Origin of the sequence: Geobacter sp. 60473, assembly GCF_036323535.1 — a bacterium.
GTDB classification, from domain to species: Bacteria; Desulfobacterota; Desulfuromonadia; order Geobacterales; family Geobacteraceae; genus Geobacter; species Geobacter sulfurreducens.
Window position 1 is genome coordinate 1,532,763 of sequence record NZ_AP028967.1, and the last position, 25,577, is coordinate 1,558,339.

Below are 25,577 nucleotides of genomic sequence, written 5' to 3' on the forward strand. Positions count from 1 at the left end.
TTACACTCCGGTGCGCTCGCGCTCCAGCGCGGCGCACACTCTGATGAATTCCGACTCCATGCGTGAGAGCAGTCGCAACGGCAAGAAGCCTTCTCCTTCGCCGAGTCGTTCCATCTCCCCGCACAGGGCTGCGAGGGTGACGGCTCCCAGATTGAGGCACCCCGATTTGAGGGTATGTGCAGCCCGTCTGGCGGCAGGAAGGTTCTCCCGCGCCAGGGCCTCCCTCATGTCACGCAGGTGCCGCGGTGAGTCGGAAACAAAGATGTCAATGACACGGTCGAGGAGCCCCTCGGACCCGCCCGTCTCCAAGGAACGAATGCCATCCAGAGTATTCCTGTCGAGAATGCATTCGGCCCCTTCATTCACTCCCCCCGGAGCTCTATCGTATGCCGCTGAGAGCATCGCGCCGTCATGCGGGGACAGCCAGCGCCGGAGCACCATCACCAGATCGTGGCGCATAACCGGCTTGATGAGGTAATCGTCCATTCCCGCCGCCAGACAGGCCTCCCGATCCCCCGCTTCCACCCTGCCGGTAAGGGCGATGATATGAGTTCGGCCAGGGAGCTGTCCGGCACGCTCCATGCGGCGAATTTCGGCTGTGGCTACAATCCCGTCCATACCTGTCATCTGGCAATCCATGAACACCATGTCGAACCGCTCAGCCGAGACGGCAGCCACGGCTTCGGCACCGTCAGAGACCACCATGACATCCGCACTGAGACTCCGGAGCATCTCCTGCAGCACCATTCGGTTAACGGCATTGTCCTCTGCCAGCAACAGGCGAAACGGAAAAGACCCGGCAGCTTCATCAGATGGCTCCAATTCAGGCTCACCCGTATCCGGCACCAGCGGCAGGGCGACCGCGAACCGGAAAACGGAGCCGCACCCCGGCTCACTGTCGCAACTGACCGTGCCCCCCATGAGCTCCACTAGATGGCGGACAATGGCGAGTCCCAGCCCCGTGCCTCCGAAACGACGGGTATTGGAGTCGTCTGCCTGGGTGAACGGATGGAACAAACGGGGCAGCATATCCTGGGGGATACCGATCCCCGTATCGCTTACGATGCAGCTGAGTCGGCAGACTCCACCCTCCACGCTCCCGCGAACGGTCAGGGTGATGGTCCCCTTGAGGGTAAATTTCACGGCATTGTCGAGAAGATTCCCCAGCACCTGGCGGAGCCGGTGACGGTCGCCCAGAAGTCGGTCGGGCACCTCTCCTTCCATGGAGTATTCAAGGAAGACCCCCTTCTGGCGGGACCGCTCACCATAAATGGTGGCCATTTCTTCAAAGACACGGCGGGCCGCAAAGGGCAGCTGCTCCATCTTCAGTTTTCCCGACTCAATACGGGAAAAATCGAGCAGATCATTAATGACCTGCATGAGCAGTTCACCGGATGATCGGATGATCTCGGCATACTCGCGCTGTTTGGGTTTAAGGTCGGTTTCGAGAAGGAGACTGACCATGCCGAGGACGCCGTTCATGGGTGTGCGGATTTCGTGACTCACGTTGGCCAGGAACCGCGATTTTGACTGGCTGGCGGAATCTGCTGCCTCTTTCGCCTTTCTCAGATCGGCAACGGCCCGCTCCAGCTCCTCGTTGGTCCGCGACAGATCTTCGGTGCGGCGGGTGACTTCCTCGCCCAGGTCTTCGCGGTTCCGCTTCAGGCCCGCGTCGCTTTCTTCGATGATCTGCAGCATCCTATTGAAGCCGGACACCAGCTCACCGATCTCGTCGACGCCCCCCCCCGCAGCCCGTACCGAGTAGTTGTGCCCTTCAGAAACACGCCGCGTAACTTCAAGTAATTCGGTAATCGGCGCAGAAACCCGTCGCTGCAGCTTTGATGACAGAACGTAGGCAAAGGCGGAGAGCATAAGCAGCAGCACTCCTCCGCTTACCGCATACCAGCGCAAACGCGAGTAGATCTCCCGGTAATCGGCCCGCAGATAGACGGCGCCGATTAACTCCCCGTCGAACGTTATCGGCCTGAACATATCGAGGTGATCGCCATGCCAATGATGACTGGGAAGGGAATCTCCCATCTTCTCCACCATCTGTTGCCGATACTCGATCCAGGTGGTTGCGTCATCCGCCGACGAGTTTGCGGCAGGCGGTGCCAGTGACCCCTTCCGCCGGTAATGCGCAAAAATCGAGCCGTCCTTGAGGTAGATGCGTCCTACGATGATGTGTGGATCCGTCTTGAGGACATCCAGCATCTCCGAGGCAGCATGGACATCGTTAAAAACAATGCTGGACGCACTTTTGTCACCGACAACACCCGAAATGATCTCCAACCGCCTTAGAAGTTCTGGCGGCTCCGTAGTCAGGTCCTGCACCACGAACCCGGCAAATGCCAGAATCAGCACCGTCACGCAGGTGGCCATGGTGACCATTGTCAGCCTGCGATCAAGGGACAAGGGTATCCTCCTCATAGACACTGGCCCATGATGTTGCGCCCAGACGCGGCATCTTCACCCGCACCTTTATTATAAATATTTAATATTCTCACAATAGAATACTGAAGCATGCACGATGAGTTAGCTCGTGACACTTCGCTCGTGACGACGGCCAATCAGTCGATCCTGACTCGCTTAACGCCGGACACGGAAGCCACTGCATCCATGATGCCGCTTGCAGAACCGCGGGAAGTGACTTTTACCTGATAGGTGAGACGCAGACTTGCTGCCGCCAGATCCCGCTCCACGCTCATTGTGAGTACCTGAAGACGACACTCTTGCAAAATCTGTTCAATACGTTCCAGCTGTCCTTCCAGATCGTCGCTCCAGACCTTGACGGATGTGTACGTATCCCGGGAAAGCAGACCCTCGACCCTCTTGAGCAATAGCAGGGCCGCCAGTGAGATGGCAGTGACGAACAGCGAGATGGTGAACAGGCCGATACCACAGGAAAGTCCGATCGCGGCGGCGACCCAGAGACAGGCAGCGGTGGTGAGCCCCCGGATTGAAGTTCCTTCGCGAATTATGGCCCCGGCTCCCAGAAAGCCGATACCGGTCACCACCTGGGCCGCCACGCGGCCGGGGTCGGCACCGATGGGGCCTATGCCGCTCGTATTGGCATAGAGGCGATGGAACTCGATAGAGGTAACAACAAAGAGGCAGGCGCCGAGGGAAACGAGCAGGTGGGTTCTGAAACCGGCGGGACGACCGTGCAGCTCGCGCTCAAGACCAATGAGTGCGCCAAGGACGGACGCGAGGACGAGCCTCCCTATCATCTCAAACGTGAAATCCATGGATCCTCACTGGCGCCGGAAAAGGTCCGGCGGAGTGTGATGTCAGCCATCGGTTGGCTCCGGGTCAAGCGCAACGGTCAGGGTGTAGCGGGATTCTCGATCACCGGCACGAACCGCGAGAGTCATGCGGCAGACCCCGCCGTTTACGGTCGGAGTGCCGACCAAGCTCAATTGGGGCGCTCCTGCGGGGCTGACCGGCTCTTGAAGGGAAACACAAGACCTATCGAAAGCGAGCCCGTGCCCCGGCGGTTGAGCGACTACTGCATCGTCCCGGGTTTCCTCCACGTCCTCCGTGAGCCCCTCCACCCCTCCGCAATGGGATGACTGGCGATCCCGCAGGTTCCGGAGCACCGACTTTACCACGCGTGACAGGGCGGACAGTATGCCCTCCCCCGTGACCGCCGAACAGGGAAGCGCAGTTGCATCGACCCCAAGTTCACAGCGCAGGTCATCAGCGGATACGGCATCCGGCAGATCGCTCTTATTGCACACCATCTCAAACGGCAGTGTCGAAATATCCTGACCGTACCCGCGGAAAATCTCCCGCAGATCCTCAAGGCTCCGACGGGTGGCGGCAAAGCCGTCAGGGGACGCATCCGCAACAAAAATCACCCCATCAGCCCCCTTGAGCACCATCTTCCAGGTGGCGGGGTCGGCAACTTCGCCGTGTACCGTATAGAGATGGAACCGGACCCGATTGCCGTTCACTTCACCCAGCTCCGGCGGCATCACGTCGAAAAAGAAGAGGCGTTTCTGGCTTCCCCCGGCGGTTTTGAGGGGCCCCCTGAACTCCTGTTTGAGCTTGCCGTGGATGAAGCGTAGCAGTGAGGATTTGCCGGAACAAGGTGCGCCGAAGAAGACGATCTTGGCGTTGATCTCGCGTTTCGCGCTGTTGAGCAGGGCCATGTGAATCTCCGGAAAGAGCAGGGGCTTGCGGAGTAAGCCCCCGCTACCGCTTCTCCTTTTTTGCAATGAGCAGCTTCCGCGCTTGGGTTGAGAGAACCGTCTGGATGTTCTTGCTCTTGGCCAGATGAGACAGGTCCTTCTCGGTAAGGGTCGTCAGCAGGCGAAGTGCTGAATGGATCGGGGTTTTGGGGTTCTCGACCAGTGCCTTGCGAATCTGGTAATTCTTGAGCCATTCCTTGCTGGCGCAGACGACCCTGAGGATTTCATCGTTCTGGATCGATGACTTGACAATGGCAAGGACTTCCGACTCGGTGATGCGCGGGTTTCTGATGACCGTCCCGGATACGAGCTTGTTGGAGTCCCTGATGAGAATCATCCTCCATTCCTTGTCGCCGGTCTGGGCTATCTTGATCTTCTCGGCAACCCCCATCACCTGGGCGAGTTGATACTTGCTCTTGAACTGTTCACTCTCCTCGTCCACCGGCTTATCATCTTCTTCGACGGGCACTTCATCCTGCGACGGGTGCTCCGCAGTATGCGCAGGGTGCACGATCGCCACTCCCACGGCAATCCCCCGTTCGGCCAGAAAGGCACGGGTACCTTCGTCGCAATTGGGGTGAACGGCGATGTGGGTGGCCAACTCCCCGTGCCGGTAGTGGAGACGCGCAAGGGCATCCAGAACGCGGGGGTGAAGAGTGCGACACGCCACTGCATCTGCCAGGACGGCCAACGGCACGTCTCTCAACCGCTTTCTCGCGCTCCCGTGGACCTCCGCGTCGGCATCCAGGGCAAGAAAAAACAGGACCGTCACCTCCTCGGCAGCGGGAAGCGCATGCTCTCCGGCGGTGAACCTGAGTTTTTCCTCCCGGGGTGCATCCTTGCGCAGAAGTGCCGCTGCGGCGGACGATATTCTCAGGGTGACTGCCAGGACGTTCCTCCCGCTACTTGCCGGCTCCGACAAGGATAGGCCTGAGGCCGGCCTTCTTGAGCGCTGCGGCAACCTTGAGAGCTTCGTCTTTCGTCTCGTACGTGCCGGTGGTCAGCACAAGGGTGGGTACGGATACCGATGCCTTGCGGAGGGTCACCTTTATCCCCAGTGAAGCCAGTCGAGCCTGTTCACGGCGGGCCCGCTCGGCAACGAAATAGGATCCGGCATAGACCCGGTAGGTACCGCCTTCGTTCAGTATAAACCCTTCCACCGTGGCGTCCTTGAGGCGGGCAAGCTCGCGGCGGGCTCCTTCCTGATCAGCGGCCTCGGTCAGCAACAGGCGAACCATCGGTTCCTTCTTCTTGCTCCCTTCCCTGACAACCGGTGTGAGCCCGGCATTCCGGACCCTGTCCTTATCCTTGTCCATGGCGGAGGGAACCACATATTCGCCGATTCTGAGGGTATACGGCCCCGTAGCAGCCACCTTTGAGACGGTGGCCGTGCTTTTCGCGACAGCGGCGGCTTTGGGCTTCTCCTTCCTGGCTGTCGCAACGGCCCCCTTTGTATCGCCGGCCTTGGCAGCCGCTGCGACCGGCTCGGCCGGTGCAGGCTTTTTCTTGCCTGAAGCACCAGCGGCAGCCTTTGCGGCAACAGCGGCTTCGGGCTTCGCCCCCTTGTTGGCAGTCGGTTTTGCGGTCGGCTCTGCTTTCTTTGCGGCTTCCGCTTTAGCCTTGTCTGCGGCAGGCGCCGGTGCGGGTTTCGCCGGAGCGGCCTTGGCCACTGCCTGGGGTGCGGGGGCCGGCTTCGCGGCCTTGGCCGGTGCGGGTTCAGGTTTTTTCGCGGCATCCTTGGAGGGCGCGGCCTTCGGGACCGGCTCTTTCTGAGCCTCGGCTTTCCCAGCTTCCGGCTTGGCGGGTTCGGTTTTCGGGGCAGCGGCAGGTTCGATTTTCGCCGCATCCTTCGCACCCTCACCAGCAGGCTGCGCCTCGGGCCGCGGAGGGATGGGCTGCTTGACCTGAGCCGGTTGGACCGGTGCGGGAGCCTTCGCTTCTTCACGGGGCTTGATGAAGCCGGTGAAATAGTAGAGGTATCCGAATACCGCCACGAGCAACAAGAGGACTAGCAGGAGTACCCGCGTGTTTCCCCCTTTGTTTTCCGGCTCCCGGCCCGCGGGCTCCTGATCGAATTCGATGTTCATAACGCTCGTTACCTCCTCCGAAAACCGCTGCCGCGCGCAGGACGACGGAGCGCCGCCTGTCGGTGCGCTCCGTCGTCCGTGACCCGCTGCAGCTTAATGATTATTCTTGCCTTCCGCCTTCTGGGCCTCGGCAACCACTTTCTGCGCCAGATGCGTCGGGACTTCCTCGTAGTGGGAGAACTCCATGGTGAAAAGCCCCCGATCGCTCGTCATGGACTTGAGGTCGTTGGCGTACGCCAGCACCTCGGACATGGGAACGACGGCGCGGATGATCTGGGAATTGGCCTTGGGCTCAACCCCCACCACTTTGCCCCGACGGGAGTTCAGGTCGCCGATGACGTCGCCCATGGTCTCTTCGGGCACGGTGACCTTCATATTCATCATCGGCTCCAGCAGCACCACCTTGGCCGTCTCCATGGCCTTCTTGAACGCCAGGGAACCTGCAACCTTGAACGCCATTTCCGACGAATCCACCGTGTGGAAGGAGCCGTCATAGACCTCAGCCTTGAAGTCCACCAAGGGGTAGCCGGCCAGGAAGCCGTCCTGTGATGCCTCGAATATCCCCTTCTCAACGGCCGGAATGTACTGGCGGGGAATGACGCCGCCCACGATCTTGTCTTCGAACTGGAACCCATCTCCCCGGCCGAGTGGCGAGAATTCCACCCAGCAGTCGCCGTACTGCCCCCGTCCGCCGGACTGTTTCTTATACTTGCCCTGGGCCTTGACTTGGGCTTTGAAGGTTTCCAGGTAGGGAACCTTCTGGGTCTTCATTTCCACGTCAACGTTGAACTTCCGCTTGAGCTTCTCGATGGTCACTTCCAGGTGAACCTGACCCATGCCGGAAAGGATCAGCTCGCGGGTCTTCTCGTCGCGGCGGACCTGGATGGTCTGGTCCTCTTCCATGAGCCGCTGGAGCGCGCCGTGTATCTTGTCCTCGTCATTCTTGGTCTTGGGCTGGACCGCGTAGGAAATTACCGGCTGGAGCGGTTTTGCCGGCTCGTAGACGATGGGGTGATCCTTGTCGCAGAGGGTGTCGCCCGTGAGGGTTTCCTTGAGCTTGGCCACCGCAACGATGTCGCCGGCAACGGCCTGCTTGATCGGCTTCTGCTTTTTGCCCTCCAGCTCATAGATCTGGCCGATCCGCTCCTCGCATTCGCGGACCGGATTGTAGATAGTGGAGTCGGAATTGAGGGTGCCGGAATAGACCCGGAAGATGGATATCTTGCCGGTGTAGGGATCGGAGGTGGTCTTGAAGACCAGGGCCGAGAAGGGTTCACTCTCCTCCGGTCGCCGCTCGGCCAGTTCGCCGTTCTTGGGATTGGTTCCGGCAACGGCTCCCCGGTCCAGGGGCGACGGCAGGCAGGCGCAGATATAGTCCAGCAGATGGCGCACCCCGATGTTCATGGTGGCCGAACCGCAGAAGACCGGTGTGAAGGTGTAACGCAAGGTTCCCACCCGCAGGCCGTCCAGGATCTCCTCCTCAGTCAGCTCGCCCGTTTCCAGGTACTTCTCGGTGAGGCCGTCATAGGCCTCGGCCACGGTTTCAACCAGATGTTCGCGGAGCCGCTGGGCCTCCTCACGGTACTCGGCGGGAATGTCTTCTTCCGTGAAGGTACCGGAGGTGTCTTTGGCGTAACGGTACGCCTTCATGGTGATCAGGTCGATGACCCCCTCGAAGGTCTCGGCCGCGCCAAGCGGCATCTGGACGGCAACCCCACGGGCCTTGAGCGATTTCTCCATGTCGTCGATGGCCCGTAGGAAATTGGCATATTCCCGGTCCATCTTGTTCACGAAGGCGATGCGCGGCAGCTCGAACTCGTTGGCCCACTCCCAGACCTCCTCGGTCTGTACCTTGACCCCCGAGATGGCGGAGAGGATAACGACGCAGCCACCCAGGGCACGCATGCAGGCCCGGGTATCGGCGATGAAGTTGCCGTAGCCGGGGGTGTCGACGATATGGAGCGAATGGCCGTTCCACTCGCAGTGATCCAGGGAGGACGAAATCGTGATCTTGCGCTTGATCTCCTCGGGCTCGAAATCCATGGTGGAGGTGCCGTCGTCCACCCGGCCGAGGCGGTCGATCATCCCGGCCGTGTACAGGATGGCCTCGGTGAGCGAGGTCTTGCCGGCGCCCCCGTGGGCCACAATTCCAAGGTTTCTCAGCTTCGCGGTATCATACTTGCCCATACATCCTCCCGTGACGTGTAAGGTAGAGGTCGAAGTCGACCCGTGATTCCCACAGTGGGCTCTTCACATCCGCTGCAATTATCCGCTGTCTCACTCCCTGTTTCGTTCGTACAGTATGCGCAGTCCCTCCAGTGTCAGATATTCCTCTACAGCTTCGATGGTTTTGGACTCGGGAGCCATGAGGGACGCCAACCCTCCGGTAGCGATAACCCGGGGCGCATCCTTGCTCTCGGCCTTCATCCGGGTGACGATCTCGTCCACGAGTCCCACGTAACCATAGTAAATTCCCGCCTGCATCGAATTGACCGTGTTCCTGGCAATGATCGCGGGCGAACGCACAATATCAACCCTGGGCAGCTTGCTGGCCCGCTGGAACAGGGCCTCGGTGGAAATGACGAGTCCCGGCGCTATGGCCCCTCCGCAGTACTCTCCCTTGCGGTTCACGTAGTCGAACGTGGTAGCGGTGCCGAAATCGACGATAATGAGAGAGGTGCGGTACTTCTCGAACCCCGCCACTGCGTTCACGATCCGGTCGGCCCCCACCTCCCGGGGGTTGTCGTACTGGATCGGCATGCCGGTCTTGATGCCCGGGCCCACCACCAGGGGACGCATCCCGAAATACCCCATGGAAAGACGCTCCAGCACGCCGGTGAGGGGCGGCACCACCGAGGAAATGATCACCGCGCGGATCTGATCGAGCCCAAGGCCCGCCAAGCGGAACAACTCATTTATGAGAATACCGTACTCATCGGTGGTACGGGCCTTGTCCGTGGAGACCCGCCAATCCCTCACCAGGCGCTCGCCATCGTAAATCCCGAGCACAATATTGGTATTACCTACGTCTATGACAAGAAGCACACTTCCTCCACACGGTGAGACATACCCCTGGAATACGGCGCGTTACCGTCGCACCCTCAACCTTCGAACGAAACATCACCTGCCAGGACCCGCTCCAGGGAACCTTCCGCGGTTCTTACCAGCAAGGCACCAATTTCGTCTATCCCTTCAACCGTACCGGCGAGGATGCCGGCACCGCCATCGACCTTCACCCGCCGCCCCATGACGGCGCTGCGGGCGAGCCAGGCATCGCGTATGGGAGGGAATCCCTTCAGCAGATACTCGTCGTACAGGCGGTCCAGTGCCTCCAGCAGCGCCCTGACAAACGGAATGCGCTCCACGGTCCGCCCCGCCTCCAGGGCCAGAGAGCTGGCCGGATAGCGAAGATCACCGGGAAACTGATCCCGCTCCATGTTGATGTTGACACCGATCCCCAGAACGAGGTACTCCACCCGCTCCGTCTCGGCGCTCAACTCATTGAGCATTCCCGCCACCTTGAAGCCGTTCACCAGGATGTCGTTGGGCCACTTGATGGCGGGAACAAGCCCCGAAGTGCGCTCGATGGCCTCGGCCGTTGCCACGGCCGACAGGAGGGTGAGTTGAGGTGAATGAAGCGGCGATATGGGAGGACGGAGGATTATCGAGCAGTATACATTTACCCCCGGCGGTGATTCCCAGCGCCGTCCCAGTCGGCCCTTGCCGCCGGTCTGGGCGTCAGCCAGCACCACGGTCCCCTCGGCAGCGCCTTCGGCAGCCAGGTGCGATGCCACGGTATTGGTAGACACCGTTTCCCGGAAACAGACCACATGGGTGCCGATCCGGCGCACCGAGATCCCTGCGGAGACCTCGGCCGGGATGAGGATGTCAGGAGAGGCCACGAGACGGTAACCGCGGGAGGGGACCGACTCGATGCGGTAGCCCAGATTTTTGAGGTTTTTGATGTGCTTCCAGACGGCGGTTCGCGAAACACCCAGCAGAGTGCTCAGGGCCTCACCGGAGACGACCCCCCCCGAACGGCTCCGGAACAGCTCCAGGATCTTCCGATCCATGTCCCGCTCGGTCGCCTCGGCAGGGCGTGGGCGCTCTCCGCTCACTCGGCCTCCAACAGCATGGAGATGTCCATGGCACGCGCCGAGTGGGTCAATGCTCCCACCGAAATAATATCGACACCGGTTTCGGCTATTCCCCGCACCGTCTCCAGGTTTACCCCTCCCGACGCCTCCACCAGAGCCCGGCCTGCGATGAGGCCGACCGCCCTGCGCATGGCATCCAGGTCCATGTTGTCCAGCATAATGATGTCGGCCCCGGCCTCCAGTGCCTCGGCAACCTCTTCAAGGCATTCGGTTTCCACCTCAATCTTCATGGTGTGGGGGATGTAGGCCCGGGCCCGGCGGACCGCTTCGGTAATCCCGCCGGCTGCGGCAATGTGGTTTTCCTTGATGAGAACACCGTCGTACAGGCCGGTCCGGTGGTTGATGCCCCCGCCAAGGCGCACCGCGTGCTTGTCCAGAACTCGAAGTCCCGGCATGGTCTTGCGGGTGTCTACAATACGGGCGCCGGTTCCGGCCACCGCCTCCACATAACGGGCGGTAAGCGTTGCAATGCCGCACATGCGCTGAAGAAGATTGAGTGCCACCCGCTCACCCTGCAACAGCATAGCCGAATCACCGGCCATCTCGGCGAGCAGTGTACCCGTCTCTACCCGTGCGCCATCGGGGAAACGGGCATCGAACCTGATTGCCGGATCGAGGCGATGGAAAACGCGGGCAGCCACACCGATGCCAGCCAGAACGAGCGGCTCCTTGGCAATCAGGCGGGCGCGGGCCGGACGGGGCTCAGGGACTACGGAAAGGGTCGTGATGTCGCCGGTATGGATATCTTCCTGGAGGGCGTTGTCGATAATGGGATCAAGACCGGTCATGCCGGAGTACCTCGCTTGGGCTCCGCGCGCTTCAGACACGCAGGTAAATTGAGCCTTATATAGCACAGGACGCGGAACCCCGCAACCGCAAAGAGGGCGCGCCATCACGCGGTTTACGGCGGTGCGTGGGCCATTGCTTCTGCAGAGAGCCAGTCGTTGACTTACCACCCCCTCTGGACTAAAATGAGCTGTTTTTCTCATCAGAGAGGCGCCATTCAATGCCCACATTCCAGCGACGCTTCAGCATTGTCCAGAAGTTGATCGCCAGCTACGCGGTCGTCATATTCCTCACGACAGCGGCACTGGTCTTCGCTTTGCTGGGTCTCTACTCCCAAAACAGGACCGCAAAGGAAATAGCCCGAACCGACCTGTTCGTCATCAGCGCCACGTATCGCCTTCGCGAGTCGCTCAGCGCCCAGGACCGCTTTGCCGGACGCTACCTGATCCTCAAAAGCGATGAATTCAAGGATCTTTTCAACCAGCGCCAGAGCGAATTCATGACAATTCTCGGCGAATTGGGGAGACGGGGCAACGATCAGCCCTTCCGCGACCTGGTTGCCAGCTATGAAAGGTATCGGCAGGCCACCGAACGCATCTTCGCCACCGGCAACGGCGATCCCCTGGCCGCCAAAAAAGACTCGGACGAAGTTACCGCCCGTATCGACGCCATCTCGGCCCTGCGGCGCACCCTCCTCGATCAGAAGCTGGCCGAAGCGGACCGGCGCGAATCGGCAACGGTGCGGCTGGCCCTGATTCTGGCCTTTTCGGGTTTTATCCTCGCCCTCACCGTGGCCTCGTTGACCGTCCATTCAATTTCGACCGCCATTACCAAACTCAAAAAGGGGATGCACCGGATCGCCGAGGGGGACTTTGATTACGATCCCCAGTTGCCGGCCGGAGACGAAATCGGCGCCCTGGCCGGCGACTTCGTCCGCATGGGGAAAAAGCTGAAGGAACTGGAACAGATGAGCCTCGACGCCAGCCCTCTCACGAGGCTTCCGGGTAACATCGCCATCGAACGGGTCCTCAACCGGCGGCTCCAGTCGGGTGAGCCCTTTGCGGTCTGCTACGCCGATCTGGACAATTTCAAGGCGTTCAACGATCATTACGGGTATATAAAAGCAAGTGAAGTGATAAAATTAACGGCAGAACTGATCCACGACACGGTTCGGCAAATGGCGGGGGGCGATGCCTTCGTGGGACACGTGGGGGGCGACGACTTCGTTATGGTGGTGGCTTCCGACAAGGGTGGGCCGGTGTGCGAACATGTCATCACCCGCTTCGACGACTTCATCCGCCAGCATTACAGCGCAGAGGACCTGGCCAAAGGTGCCATCGAGGGGGTCGACCGCTACGGCGTACCGCGCACCTTCCCCATCATGAGCATTTCAATCGCCGTGGTCATCTGCAGCCGCGAGGAATTCGCCTCAGCCGTTGATATCGCCAAAGCGGCCGCTGATATCAAAGACTTGCTGAAAAGCACGCCGGGAAGCAATTACCTTATCAACCGGCGCAAAGGAAAACGATGAAATTTCGCCTGCTCGCGGCTGTCCTGATCCTGATCCTGCCGACCGGGTGCGCTCCCGTACGCAAAGTCGTGACGGATATTCGGCAACGTTCAGCCCAGGAAGAGAAGTTGAGCCTGGCGGTGGAACTCATCGCCCGGGGGCGAATCGACAACGCCACAGTGCTTCTCGACGCCATCATCATCGAAAAGCCGGTCCGCGGCGTCACTGACGAAGCCCTTTTCCGCCTGGCACTGCTCCGGCTGCCCAGCGAACCCCGCACCGGAGACATCGCCAAGGCCACAAAACTTCTGGACCAACTGCAACGCGACTATCCCGACAGCCCCTGGGCCCACCAAGCCCTTCCCCTCAGTGACTTCATCGCTGAAATCCCAGCCCGCATCGAAGCAGCGGGCGAACTGCGCCGCCAGATCAAATCACTGCGTGACCTGAACCTGTCCCTGACCAGGGAAAACAAGGAACTGAGACTCAACCTGGAAAAACTCAAGACCCTTGACCTGGAGTTGGAGCGAAAGCTCAAACCGTAAAATTGTGTCAGTTTTTCCGTCAAAACCAAGAAAAACACCTTCATTAGTGTAAACATTTTCGACACACCATTCATCAACGACTTACATCACCAATATAACCAGCTGAAATAGCCAGTATTTTAAAGATTAACATTCTGGCACCCTAGTTGCTTTTTCTATTAATCAGGGAATATACAGCCATACGTAATGACGTGAACTCAATAGGCATGCTGCCGGTAACGCAACCTGGAAACGGCCAACAATGACCCTCGCCGAAGAAAACCTGCGCCTCTTCGAGAAGAAGTTCGCGATCCTTCAGGAAATTTCGAACGCGCTCGTCGTTACCGACAATATCAGCGCCATCGCCAACCTGATGCTCGATCTGGCCGTGAACTATACGAGGGCGGAAAAAGGCTCACTCCTGCTTCTCAACGAGCGGGATGAGCTTTTCATCCTTGCCGGCCGCGGTATAGACCTTCAGCTCATGAGGACCTACCGGGCAAGGCTCGGTGAAGGGATTGCCGGCATTGTCGCCAAGGGTCGCGTCCCCATCCTGGTAAAGGACATCGACCAGGATTCCCGTTTTCAGGGAATGACCCGCGACCGGTACAAGACACCCTCGTTCATCTCATGTCCCATCGTCAGCAAGGATCGGCTGCTGGGCCTGCTCAACATCAACGACAAGGCTGACGGCACGCCGTTTCTCGATGACGAATTCTCTCTCATAAAGATCATTGCCAACCAGGCGGCCATTGCCCTGGAAAACGCCATGCTGGTCAACCAGTTGCGGTACAAGGCGGGTGAGCAGGAGGGAATCAATCGCAAGCTCATTGAAAGCGATGTTACCAAGACCGAATTCATCACCCGCGTGTCCCACGAGTTGCGCACCCCCCTCAATTCCATCAAGGGCTCCGTCTACTATCTCCAGCAATCGGACCGGCTCACCCGGTTGGAACAGCAGGAGTTCTACGACATCATTGCCACCGAGACCGACAAGCTCATCGCCATCGTTGAAAATCAGCTTGATTTCCTCCGCTTCGAAGATGAAACCATGATCGTCACCAAGACCGTGGTCAGTCTCAAGGAGGTTCTCAACGAAGTCCTCGGATCAAAAAACCTCAAAACGTTCCTGGCGCGCAAGAATATCACCGTCGATATCAAGATCGCCGAGGAGACGTCGGACATCGTCGGCGACAAAGTACGAATCGTCCAATTTTTCCTGAATATCATCGAAGGGCTCTGCCACTTCCTTGAGCGGGGCGATGCAGTGACCGTAATGGTGGGCGAAAATGACAACGTGGAGGTTTCGATCCAGCTCCCGCGCCAGATACCTGAAGCAATCCTCCCCTTCCTTTTCAGCTCCAGTCACATCTTCCAGGCCACTCAGCCCGATGAAAAGCTGAAGCTCTATCTTGCCCGCAAGGTGGTGGACCTCCACCAGTGGGAGTTGGTCGCGGAGAACGGGGAGCAGGGTCTCATCGTCAATCTGGCGATCCCCAAGAGTACCCGGCAGAAGGTCGACGCGGTCATGAACAACACCATCGAGATGTTCCTGGAATTCATCGCTGAAGTCCTCGACCTGAACATCTGCTCCATCATGCTGTGCGACGACATCTCCGGCGACCTGGTCATCAAGAGTGCCCGGGGGCTTGAAGATTATCTCATCAAGCAGACGCGGGTGCGGTTGGGCGACCGGATCGCCGGTTGGGTCGCCCTTGAAGGGAAACCGCTCTTCATCGAAGACATCGAGAAAGATCCGCGGTTCGGCAGAAGGAACATATCCCAGTACAACAACAAATCCCTCATCTCGCTCCCCCTCAGGGTCGGCGGCAAGGTCATCGGCGTGCTCAACCTCAACAACAAGCGCACCGCAACCCCCTTCACCCGGCGTGACTACCAGGTGGCCTCGCTTCTGAGCGAACGGGTATCCTACTTCATCGAGCGACTTCATGCCGGCGAACACCATGAGGACAATTTCCGCAACTTCATGACGTCGTTCGACAACCTGATCACGGCCGAGAAGAAGTACCACAAAAAGGATTCGATCCTGCCGGAACTTACGGTGCGGATAATGGAGCGTCTGGGCGCCGGCGAGGACGTGTGCAGAGTAGCGCTCTACGCTTCCATGCTCTACGACCTGGGACTTGTCGTCATGGAAAAGAGCATCCTGAACAAGCGGGAAACGCTTCTTCCGTCCGAGCGCAACAGCCTCAAGGTCCATCCCTACACCACGGTCGGACTGATTAATGCCATCGAGTTTTCCGAGGAGGTCAAGCGCGGCATCCTCCACCACCATGAGCACCTTGACGGCACCGGATACCCCGACGGGCTCCAGGGGGACGACATTCCGCTCATTTCGCGAGTCCTGGCAGTGGTCGACTCCTTCTGCGCCATGACGTCGGATCGTCCCTACCGCAAACGGGTACCCGTCCGTCACGCCTTGCAGGAACTCAAAACAAAAGCGGGGACCATATACGATCCCCGCGTCGTGGATGCCCTTGAAGCCGTTCTTGAAACTCAGAGGGAAAAGGCCAAAGAAACCGGCCATGAACCCAAAGGTAAAACCGGTAACGGGTCTCGGGCCGCAGGCGACAAAAAGAAACAACCTCTGTCAATGCACCCCTGACCTGACGTCCCTCTTACCCGCTTATCCCGTGTTTTTTCATCAGGTCGTAGATAGTTGGCCGGCTGATCCCCAACTCCTCGGCCGCTCGGGCAATGTTCCCCTTGCACCTTGAAATGGCCTCACGTACCATCTCACGCTCAACTCGATCCCGCGCCTCGCGAAGCGATACTCCCTCCAGCGACGTGGATGCCCTCGGTATCGGCCGTTCAGTGAATCCCAGGTCATCCGGCTCGATAATCGGTGATGCTGCCATGAGCACGGCCCGCTGAACCTTGTTCTCCAACTCCCGCACGTTGCCGGGCCAGGCGTAGGTTTCGAGATATTCACGTGATGTTGAGCTGAACCCCTTGGTCTTCTTGCGCAACTCGACCGAAAACCGCTTCAGGAACAGATTCGCCAGGAGCATTACATCCTCTCCCCGACTTCTGAGGGGCGGCAGGGTTATAGAAACCACTCCGATCCGGTAGAACAGGTCTTCCCTGAAGGTCCCCTCAGCCATGGAGCGGGCGATGTCAACATTGGTGGCGGCCACGATGCGGGCATCAACGGCGATGTCCTCCCTGCCACCGACCCGCTGAATAACCTTCTCCTGCAGAAAACGTAACAGCTTTACCTGAAGATTAAGCGGTAACTCACCGATTTCATCGAGAAAAAGGGTGCCTTTGTGGGCATATTCAACCTTACCCAGCACCCGATTGAGGGCGCCGGTGAACGCCCCCTTCTCGTGGCCGAAGAGTTCCGCCTCCAGAAGGTTTTCAGGGATGGCGCCACAGTTGATGGGAATGAACGGACCGTCCTTGCGCAGGCTCATGGTGTGGATCGCCCGGGCCACCAGTTCCTTGCCCGTGCCGCTCTCGCCATGGATCAGTACAGAGATATCGGAAGCCGCAACCTTGCGGATAGTGGAAAATACCTGCTGCATCTCGGGGCACTGGCCGACAAACCCCCTGAACTCGGCGGAACCGCCGTCCAGCGCACTCTGAAGGCGCCGATTCTCCTCCTCCAGCGTCTGAAGGTGAAACGCCCGTTTCACGATCACCTTCAATTCATCGAGATTGATCGGTTTCTGGTAAAAATCGTAGGCCCCCAGTTGAACCGCTTTGACCGCGTTTTCCCTGCCATCGTTACCGGTAATGACGATTACCTTCACATCGGGAGCGATACGCAGCATCTCCTCCAGACAGCGGAACCCCTCCTCGGAGCTATCCTCATGGGGTGGCAGCCCCAGATCAAGGGTTACCACCGCCGGCCGATGCTTGCGAAAAACATCAATGGCCTCCCGGGCATCGGCCGCCAGGAACAGTGTGTACTCCTTGCCGATGCCCCACTTAAGCTGTTTGCGGATATCCTCGTTGTCGTCGACGATCAGCAGTTTTTCCATGGAATCTCCTACCCCCTTACAGCCATACGGTGAACGTCGCCCCCTGCCCGGGCGTACTCTCCACATCTATTCTCCCGCCGTGGGCCTCAACAATCCGGCGGCACTGGTAGAGACCGATGCCGAGCCCTTTCTTCTTGGTGGTCCTAAAAGGTGAGAACAGGTGGGCACGAAACGCATCGGGGATGCCGCAGCCGGCATCATTCACCCGAATGTAGGGGGCGTTGCCGCAGCCCACCTCCACAGCCACCGGCCCCTTCCCTTCCGTGGCCTCCAGGGCGTTCACCACCAGGTTCACGACCACTTTTTGGATCTCCTCGCGGTCGACCCGGGCGGAAACAGGAGATCCGCCGACACTGATGCTACCCCGTCCGCCTGCTAAGCTCGCGCTCTCCTCGGCAAGCCGGAGGAGATCGACCTCTTCAAAACAGAGGGACTGTTTCTCTGGCAGGCCGCGCAACCGGGCGATGAGCAGCTTCATCCGGTTCACCGTATTGCCGAGGGTACCGAGCATGTCTTCCTGGAATTCGGCATCGGCGATATGGTCACGGGCGTTGTCCACGGTAAGCGACAGGGTATAGACCAGGTTTTTGAGGTCATGGAGGATAAACGTCGATACCCGCCCCATCACCTCCAGCTCCCGGGCGCTTGCCAGTTCCTCGGAGAGGCGCAGGTTCATGAGAGCCGATGCAGCCTGGCGGGCCATGGTCTTCATCAGGTCGTAATCTTCGTAGTGGTAGAACTCCCCCTCATGCACGGGCCGTCCCAGAGCAATGATCCCCTCAAGCCCCTCGCCGGACGACAGAGGGATGAGGAATATGACATTATTCTTCCGCACAAATTCACCGGCACCGGAGAATTCCGCAGGGTTTGCCTCGCGGAGATTGACGATCCACCCTTCCTCCGCCATCCGGCGCACCGGGGGATCGTTAGACGAGAAAAAAGCACTGGCCGGCGCCTGCTCCCGAGCGACGGCCCAGCGAAATGAGTCGTCGTCTCCGCTTTTAAGGAAAAGAACTCCGCTGTTCATGCCGAAAACCCCGCTGTAGCCGGCGAGGATTGCCTCCATGAGACCGTCAGAGCTGCGGGCAGAGGCCAACAGGTCGGTGAAGTGGAGCCACTGGGTCTGGTAATCGTACTTGCTCCGGTAAAAATTCTTGTGAATGAAGACCCGGACCCTGCGCCGCAGAGTCTCTGACAGGAGAATGACCACCAGGGCGATGCCCATGCAGAACAGTGCGGCAATGGCCATTGCCTTGGGGAACCCTTCACCGAAGTAGCGCAGCCCCTCCCCCATCAGTCCCACGGCAACCAGGTACAGCCCTACGGCAACCAGCACCACCGACTTGTAGGCCATGTTCCGCGAGACCGCGATCCGCACGCCGCTGCCCCGTGCGAGGAGCGAATAGAGCATCATGGCGGCGGCAAGGGCCAGTATCAGGGACCGTACCGGCAACAGCCCCATGTTGAGTGAGCGATGGAGCAGCCCCTGGCTGTAGTAGAGCACAAGAAGCGCAAGGTAACTGGTCGCGCCGATGAAATCGAATTTGATTCGCCAGCGCTCCAGGAGAGAGGCGTGAGAATACGTCCCCTCCAGATTGATGAGGGAAATCACTGCAAAAAGAAGCAAGCCGAGATAAAAGTAGTAGCCGTGAACCGTCAGAAACAGGACCCGCTCCGTGGCGAAATCCGGTGAATAGAAGAAAACCTCCGGCGGCAGCAGAGCAGCCAGTGGGAACACGGCCGTAGCGGCCAGGCAAAACCGCTGCAGCCGGGGCACTGCAGATGTCGCGGTCCGCCGGGAGTGAGTGAGGCTATAGCTAAGCCATGCCGCAGGCAAAAGGGATTCGACCCCCAGAACCCACCGTTTCCATTCGAACAGCCGATCCGGGTCGAGCACTACGACAAGGTCCAAGACTTCGAGAACCGATGCCACCGTCAGGGCGGCAACTGTCGCGCAGGCTGAAAGGGTAAGCCCCTGACGACGGATGGTGACTCCGATTACGGCCAGGGAGAGCAGTACCGCCGCCGCTGAAAGGACAACCTGCATCATGACCGGTTCAGAGCCTCCAGAAGCGAATTCCCGCCTGCCGCAGCATGTTCTGGCCGTACATTCCCTTAACGTCCATGAGAACCGGGGGGCGCCCCATCAATCGAAGCAAGTCATCCCCTGCCAGGAACCGGAACTGCCGGTGCGCCACAGCGGCAACCACCGCAGCGGCAGGCTCCAGGCCGTCTGCCGGCACAAGCGTCACTCCGTATTCATGCAAGGCCTCGTCAGGGTCGGCCAGGGGGTCGTGGACCTGAACCTTCACACCATACTCCTCAAGCTCACGGATAATGTCAATCACACGGGAATTGCGCAGATCCGGGCAATCCTCCTTGAAGGTGAGGCCGAGCACCGTCACCCTGGCTCCCAGAACCGGGTGCCCGGCCAAGATCATCTCTTTCACCGTCTTCTGGGCCACGAACTTGCCCATACCGTCGTTGATTCTGCGGCCAGCCAGGATCACCTGGGGGATGTAACCGATCTTCTCCGCCTTGTGGGTCAGATAGTACGGATCCACACCGATGCAATGCCCTCCCACGAGCCCCGGCTTGAACCTGAGGAAGTTCCACTTGGTCCCGGCCGCCTCCAGCACCTCGCTGGTGTCGATGCCCAGCCGGTCGAAGATCAGGGCCAACTCGTTCATGAGGGCGATGTTCAGGTCCCGTTGGGTATTCTCAATCACCTTGGCCGCTTCGGCCACCTTGATGCTCGACGCCCGGTGAACCCCCGCCGTCACCACTGATTCATACACCCGGGCCACCACGTCGAGTGTCGCCGCATCCTGCCCCGACACTACTTTAGTGATCTTCGTGAAAGTATGCTCCCTGTCGCCCGGATTGATCCGCTCAGGGCTGTAGCCCACGGTGAAATCGGTGCCGCAGCGCAGTCCCGACACCCGTTCCAGGATCGGCACGCACTCGTCCTCAGTGACACCGGGATACACTGTGGACTCGTACACCACGATGTCGCCCCGCTTCAGGGCCTTCCCCACCGTTTCCGACGCCTTCAGCATCAGGGTAAGGTCGGGCTGATTCGCCTCATCGATGGGGGTCGGCACCGCCACGATGTGAAAATCCGCCAGACGGAGTTCCTCTATGCGGTCGGTGAAAAGGATGTCCGCTGCGGCCAGGTCCTCAGCAGTCACCTCGCCGGTTCGATCGATCCCCTGCTTGAGCTCGGCGATGCGGCCGGCATTAATGTCAAATCCGACAGTCCGACGGACACGGCCGAAGGCAACCGCCACGGGAAGTCCCACGTAGCCGAGGCCGATAACGGAAATGGTGCGGTCAGCGGTCATTGAGCGCTCCTTTTGCTCGATCCCATGAATCACATGCAGTTCTAAGGTTATCTTCCACTAACTGTCGATAAAATTTACACCAAATCTTGTGCGGGCACAAGGAACGTATGCAATTACTTCGCAAAAAACCAGCGGTTGCGAGCCTTATTGGGAAACTTTGAAAAAAAAAGAAAAGGCGGTGCTGAAGCACCGCCTCCTTTGGGACATTGGAAAGAGTTATCTGTCCGGAGTTACTATTGCCGCTTCATACGCCTGCGGCTGTAGGCACCGAGCCCCAACAGACCGGCACCCAGCAGAACGATCGTTCCCGGTTCGGGAACGGGAGCCGACTCAGGTTCGTAGGTGATAGACAGATCCGAGCGGGTGATGTAGAAGTCTCCCAGCAGCGACGCGAGCTTCACGTTGAACTCGCCGTCTTTGAGGAATTCCACATTCACATTATACCCATAGGCGCCAGTGTTAACCCCGCCAAGGGCCCAGGAACCATCCTCGGCATAGCCAAAGGCGAGTTCCCAGGTAAGAGGGTTGAGCAGTTTGTCTGCATCGTCGTCAAGAAGGGTAAGAGTCAGTCTGCCACTCAATATCTGCTGGGCCGGCGGCGTAAAGGTGAACTGATGCTTCCAGGCGACGTAATCCCCGGTGCCTTCAAGGAAGTTCACACTACTCCCCCCATAGCCCACCAAATCCTGTGCGGCGAGGGTTCCTGTAGAAGTGAAAAGCGTGGTGTCTGTAAAGGTAAGCGGCGCGGCCTGGGCTACGCCTCCCATGAGAAGCAAACCTGCCACCAAACCTATCAATTGTTTCATGTATGTCTCCCCGTCGTTCATAACATGCGTGATGATGTTCAGTCATTAGATTCAATTTTTAAACCAATCCATTCATCACTGTAAATTCAAGGCATTACATTCAATTGCCAGCATATATTTTAGTTAAAATGTAAACTAATCCGACAAGGACGTCGATTGCCCATACACCCAAAGCGATAGCTGGCCTCAACCTTTATTCTGCTTGCGGAAACATGCGGTTACCCCCCACAGTCCTGCAAGACCGAAGGCGATAAGCAGCCCTGTTCCCGGCTCCGGCACTACCCCCACGATGACTGGCGAGCTTGTTTGCTGCAGATAGTCAATCTGTCCGACGAAATTCCAGGGTTTCCCTTCGAAGAGCCCATGGACCCCAAAAAGCTTATGAACAGTAAATGCATCGAGATTGGGCCAATAATCCATTGCTCCGTCTGGCCCCTGCAGCAACAGATTTGCAGCGGTATTAGTTGTATCCGACAGGATGCTCGGCCAATACGTGGACTCGTAAAGAAGCAACTGGTTGTTTTCCAACTTCCCGGCAAATACACCAAAAACCGGAGCGTTAGAAACAATGGCTAGATTATCAAAACCAAGGACATCAGGGGCAGATACTCCCAGTTGAGCCTGGGTCTTATCGACAAGCACGGTCCAACCTTGTCCAAGCCCCGTGATATATTCATACAGTACAGCAACTTCAAAGTTTACAGGCTGCGGGTTGCTGCCTAAGCTGTCATAGGTGAATGAACCAATGAAGGGGCTGCCGACCTGCACCTGGACCTCAGAGAATTCAAAGGCCCCCATGGTGCTACTAGTTACCTTGCCACCAAACAGATAGGTCAATGGAGCTGCGTTAACGCCAACCGATATGAGGGACAGGAATGTCACGAGGAGAAAAACGAGTGCCTTCATGGCCAACCTCCTTTAGTGCGTGTGGAGAGGGATCTCCACCGTTTGTGTGTGCATGCGAATGCATCACTAACGGCACATAAAAGAAGACCATTCAGAGGCTATTGCGAGAAATCAAAGCACGTACCTTACTCTAAGCATGCCCACTAATGTATGAACAGCATAATACGTACCACCCTGCAACTGACTGTTTTTTACAAACAAAATCATCGACGACATGTGCAATATCCCAAAAAGTTGCCAGATATCTCGACGCTCTTAGTCATCTTGGAAGCACTATAATCTTGATCCGTCAACGGAACGAAAAAAGCCGCCTCCCCCGGCAGTGCGGGAAAGGCGGCTTCGTTTCAGGACCTCCGCACAGCGGGGTCCCCGGTCAGGGATCGGTTACCAGGTCGTCAGACCAACCGCCCGGCGCAGAAGAGTCAGTACATCGTTGATGTCAATCTTGCCGTTGCCGACCGGCTTGGAGGTAACCGGATCGACCGGCGCCACATCACCCATGCTCTGCACTGTCGAGGTCAACAGGGTGGGATCCGCGACCGCCTTGAGAACGATGAGCGCGTCATTGGCCGTAATCGCTCCGTCGCCATCCACATCGCCCTTGATGATCACGATGTTATTGACGGTTACGGTTACGGCGGTCGAAACCTTCGAGTTGCCGGCCGCATCATAGGCCTTGGCGGTCAGGCTGTAGACGCCGTTCGCAACGGTGGTGGTATCCCAGCTGTAGCTGTAGGGAGAGGTCGTATCCGTGCTCGCGAGGACATTGTTGACGTAGAATTCCACCTTGGCAACTGCCAGGTTGTCCGTTGCGGTGGCATTGACGGAGACGACACCGCTTACCGTTGCGCCGCTGGTCGGGGCCGACAGTGACACGGTCGGCGCGGTGGCATCGTTGGCGACCTTCACCGTCACGGTTGTCTCGCCGATATTGCCTGCCGCATCATAGGCCTTGGCGGTCAGGGTGTGGGTGCCGTCGCTTACGGAGGTCGTGTTGAGGCTGTAGGTAAAGGGCGAGCTCGTGTCGGTGCGCTTGAGCACGTTGTCCAGGTAGAACTCGACTTTGGTCACCTTCACGTTGTCCGATGCACTGGCGCTGGCGGTAATGCTTCCTTTGATGGTCGCGTTATTGGCCGGAGAAGTGATCGATACGGTCGGCGCAGTGGTGTCGGCGGTCTGGTTGTTCACTGTTACCGACACGGAGGCAGATTGGCCGATGTTGCCGGCGGCGTCATAGGCCTTGGCAGTCAGGGTGTAGGTGCCGTTGGCCGAGGTCGTGGTATTCCAGCTGTAGTTGTAAGGGGCGGTGGTCACCGTGGAAGCGACCGTGCCGTTCACCAGGAATTCCACCTTGGTCACGCCCACGTTGTCAGAGGCTGTTGCGCTGACGGTCGCCGTTCCGCTCACGGTCGCGCCATTAGCCGGGGCACTCACCGCCACCGTCGGAGCAGTCGTATCGGTCGGCAAATTGTAGGTTACCACCAGCTTCGGCCGCAGGTTGGTATCGGCCGCATCGCTGGAAGCGAAGAGCCTGTAGCTGTCGGCAGTGGCCTTGTTGGAGGAGTTGAGCAGCACGCCCCTGTTGGCGGCCGGCGTCGCCAGCCAGGTCTTGACCAGATTCGTGATATTCCAGGCTTTGTAGCCAACGGTCTTGTCAACCAGGGGTGCATCCACCGGTGTGTCTATATCGGACTGGGCCAGGGGCACCCCGCCGTAAGCCACGCTGCTTGCGGTCCAGGCATTGGTCCCGTCGTAGGTATTGCCGGTGCTGGAGGCGACGACCGGGTTCTTGTTGATGATGGCGGAGACCGGAATTTCGTAGGCGTCGTCGCCGCCGCCTTCAGTCAGGTAGAGATAGAGCGTGGCGCTCTGGATCTCGGCATTGGCAGGCAGTGCGGAAACGTCCCACTTCATCACGACTGCGTTGGCCGGCGTGGCTGCGGGCCAGGTGTAGGTGCTGAGGCTTACGCCGGTGGCGTTCACATCATTATTGATATTCAGGAAGGTGTCTTCCACGGTATTCGGGAAATTGGCGCCAAAGGCATTACCGAAGATGGCCGTGTTGCTTCCCGCCGGGGGAGTCGTCACATTGTTCACGCTCACGGTTACGCTGCTCGACTGCCCCACATTGCCAGCCGCATCATAGGCCTTGGCGGTCAGGGTATAGCTGCCGTTGGCTGCGGAGGTGGTATCCCAGCTGTAGTTATAGGGAGACGTCGTATCCGACCCCTTGAGCACGTTGTTTACATAGAATTCGACCTTGCTCACGCCGACGTTGTCGGAGGCCGTAGCGGCCATGCTCACCGTACCGGCAACGGTCGCGCCATTGGCGGGGGAGCTCACGGCAACAGTCGGGACCGTGGTATCGGCGACCGTATTGCTTACCGTGACCGTCACCGAGGAAGACTGACCTACGTTGCCCGCTGCGTCATAGGCCTTGGCCTGGAGGGTGTACGTTCCGTTGGCATACGACGAGGTATTCCAGGTTATCGAGTAGGGAGCCGAACCGTAGGTCGCGTAGAGGGAACCGTTGACATAGAGTTCCACCTTTGACACGCCCATGGCGTCGGTTGCGGAAACGTTTACCGTAACGGTGCCCGACACGGTGGAACTGCCGGTCGGAGAGGTAATGGAAGCCGTAGGAGCCGTCGTATCATTTACCACTGTTACGGAAAACGCCGTGGACTGTCCCACGTTCCCGGCGGCGTCGTAAGCCTTGGCCTGGAGAGTGTGAGTGCCGGCAGAAAGCTGGGTGGTGTTCAGGCTCACACTGTACGGAGATGAGGTGTCGGTTCCTTTGAGGACGCCGTCCACATAGAGTTCGACCGATGTGACGCCCACATTGTCAGTGGCGCTGATGGCAACGCTGGTGGTACCCGAGATGGACGCACCCGAGGCGGGGGATGTAATCGAAACGGTGGGGGCGGTTGCTTCGGCCGCGCTTACGATATTGGAGTAGGTGCTTTCAGTGCCGGTGGCATCGTAGGCGGTGACGGCGAAATAATAAGTCTTGCTCGGATCAAGACCGGTGAGAGTGGTGGAGGTCACTTTGCCGACCGTTCCGGTCCCGCTGAAGGGAGGGCCTGCCGAGTCGGCGTTGTAGTAAACCTTGTAGCCGGCAACGGTCGTTTCAGTGTTTGCATCCCACTGCAGGGTCACGTCCCGGGCCTGGCTGGCTGCCACCATGGCAAAACTGAGCAACCAGGCAAGAATAAGAGTTGTTAGCGTGCGGGTTTTCATAAACGGGCTCCTTTGTA

Annotated in this window: 18 protein-coding genes; 3 read left to right on the forward strand and 15 right to left on the reverse strand. The window is 58.8% G+C overall.

All coding sequences use genetic code 11. The annotated features are described in order from the left end of the window. From AABA48_RS07050 to nadC, 9 genes are all read right to left on the reverse strand, one after another. Positions 1 to 2,415, reverse strand: a complete 2,415-nt coding sequence (locus AABA48_RS07050; protein ID WP_286352405.1) for an ATP-binding protein — start codon at positions 2,413 to 2,415, stop codon at positions 1 to 3. 155 nt (positions 2,416 to 2,570) lie between these two features. After that, a complete protein-coding gene (locus tag AABA48_RS07055; protein ID WP_286352404.1) occupies positions 2,571 to 3,248 on the reverse strand; it encodes an MgtC/SapB family protein in 678 nt (225 codons plus the stop codon). A gap of 42 nt (positions 3,249 to 3,290) precedes the next feature. Further along, positions 3,291 to 4,154, reverse strand: coding sequence for a GTP-binding protein (locus AABA48_RS07060; protein ID WP_286352403.1), 864 nt, complete (start codon positions 4,152 to 4,154; stop codon positions 3,291 to 3,293). A gap of 43 nt (positions 4,155 to 4,197) precedes the next feature. Beyond that, positions 4,198 to 5,115, reverse strand: coding sequence for a hypothetical protein (locus tag AABA48_RS07065; protein WP_324309963.1), 918 nt, complete (start codon positions 5,113 to 5,115; stop codon positions 4,198 to 4,200). Then, positions 5,096 to 6,280, reverse strand: a complete 1,185-nt coding sequence (locus AABA48_RS07070) for an SPOR domain-containing protein (protein ID WP_338271229.1) — start codon at positions 6,278 to 6,280, stop codon at positions 5,096 to 5,098. Before AABA48_RS07070 ends, AABA48_RS07065 begins: the two co-directional genes overlap by 20 nt. Before the next feature lie 93 nt (positions 6,281 to 6,373). After that, positions 6,374 to 8,467, reverse strand: coding sequence for an elongation factor G (gene fusA / locus AABA48_RS07075; protein WP_338271230.1), 2,094 nt, complete (start codon positions 8,465 to 8,467; stop codon positions 6,374 to 6,376). Positions 8,468 to 8,557: 90 nt separating this feature from the next. Then, on the reverse strand, positions 8,558 to 9,325 hold the full coding sequence (locus tag AABA48_RS07080) for a type III pantothenate kinase (protein WP_214302374.1): 768 nt from the start codon (positions 9,323 to 9,325) through the stop codon (positions 8,558 to 8,560). Positions 9,326 to 9,381: 56 nt separating this feature from the next. Further along, entirely contained in the window at positions 9,382 to 10,398 is a 1,017-nt protein-coding gene (locus AABA48_RS07085) for a biotin--[acetyl-CoA-carboxylase] ligase (RefSeq protein ID WP_214302375.1), read from the reverse strand. Further along, positions 10,395 to 11,225: a carboxylating nicotinate-nucleotide diphosphorylase gene (gene nadC, locus AABA48_RS07090; protein ID WP_010942581.1), complete on the reverse strand. Its 831-nt coding sequence runs from the start codon at positions 11,223 to 11,225 to the stop codon at positions 10,395 to 10,397. Before nadC ends, AABA48_RS07085 begins: the two co-directional genes overlap by 4 nt. Before the next feature lie 218 nt (positions 11,226 to 11,443). Here nadC and AABA48_RS07095 point away from each other — a divergent pair, with 218 nt between their 5' ends. The 3 genes from AABA48_RS07095 (at position 11,444) to AABA48_RS07105 (ending at position 15,883) form a co-directional block, all read left to right on the forward strand. Continuing rightward, entirely contained in the window at positions 11,444 to 12,754 is a 1,311-nt protein-coding gene (locus tag AABA48_RS07095) for a diguanylate cyclase (protein ID WP_338271231.1), read from the forward strand. Then, the gene (locus AABA48_RS07100) at positions 12,751 to 13,278 is read left to right on the forward strand and encodes a lipoprotein (protein WP_010942583.1); all 528 of its coding nucleotides are present in this window, start codon (positions 12,751 to 12,753) and stop codon (positions 13,276 to 13,278) included. The genes AABA48_RS07095 and AABA48_RS07100 overlap by 4 nt, the downstream gene beginning before the upstream one ends. 241 nt (positions 13,279 to 13,519) lie before the next feature. Continuing rightward, the gene (locus tag AABA48_RS07105; protein ID WP_338271232.1) at positions 13,520 to 15,883 is read left to right on the forward strand and encodes an HD domain-containing phosphohydrolase; all 2,364 of its coding nucleotides are present in this window, start codon (positions 13,520 to 13,522) and stop codon (positions 15,881 to 15,883) included. A gap of 13 nt (positions 15,884 to 15,896) precedes the next feature. Here AABA48_RS07105 and prsR read toward each other — a convergent pair whose 3' ends face one another. From prsR to AABA48_RS07135, 6 genes are all read right to left on the reverse strand, one after another. Further along, positions 15,897 to 17,264: a PEP-CTERM-box response regulator transcription factor gene (gene prsR / locus AABA48_RS07110; RefSeq protein WP_214302379.1), complete on the reverse strand. Its 1,368-nt coding sequence runs from the start codon at positions 17,262 to 17,264 to the stop codon at positions 15,897 to 15,899. Positions 17,265 to 17,280: 16 nt separating this feature from the next. Continuing rightward, positions 17,281 to 19,314: an XrtA/PEP-CTERM system histidine kinase PrsK gene (prsK, locus tag AABA48_RS07115; RefSeq protein WP_324309951.1), complete on the reverse strand. Its 2,034-nt coding sequence runs from the start codon at positions 19,312 to 19,314 to the stop codon at positions 17,281 to 17,283. 7 nt (positions 19,315 to 19,321) lie between these two features. Continuing rightward, positions 19,322 to 20,608, reverse strand: coding sequence for a nucleotide sugar dehydrogenase (locus AABA48_RS07120; RefSeq protein WP_286352395.1), 1,287 nt, complete (start codon positions 20,606 to 20,608; stop codon positions 19,322 to 19,324). A 233-nt stretch (positions 20,609 to 20,841) separates the two neighbouring features. After that, positions 20,842 to 21,414, reverse strand: a complete 573-nt coding sequence (locus tag AABA48_RS07125) for a PEP-CTERM sorting domain-containing protein (RefSeq protein ID WP_338271233.1) — start codon at positions 21,412 to 21,414, stop codon at positions 20,842 to 20,844. Between the two features lie 186 nt (positions 21,415 to 21,600). After that, positions 21,601 to 22,320 carry a PEP-CTERM sorting domain-containing protein gene (locus AABA48_RS07130; protein WP_286352393.1) on the reverse strand — a complete coding sequence of 240 codons (720 nt, stop codon included), beginning with the start codon at positions 22,318 to 22,320 and terminating at the stop codon, positions 21,601 to 21,603. Between the two features lie 384 nt (positions 22,321 to 22,704). Then, positions 22,705 to 25,560: an Ig-like domain-containing protein gene (locus AABA48_RS07135; RefSeq protein WP_338271234.1), complete on the reverse strand. Its 2,856-nt coding sequence runs from the start codon at positions 25,558 to 25,560 to the stop codon at positions 22,705 to 22,707. Between the last annotated feature and the right edge of the window lie 17 nt (positions 25,561 to 25,577).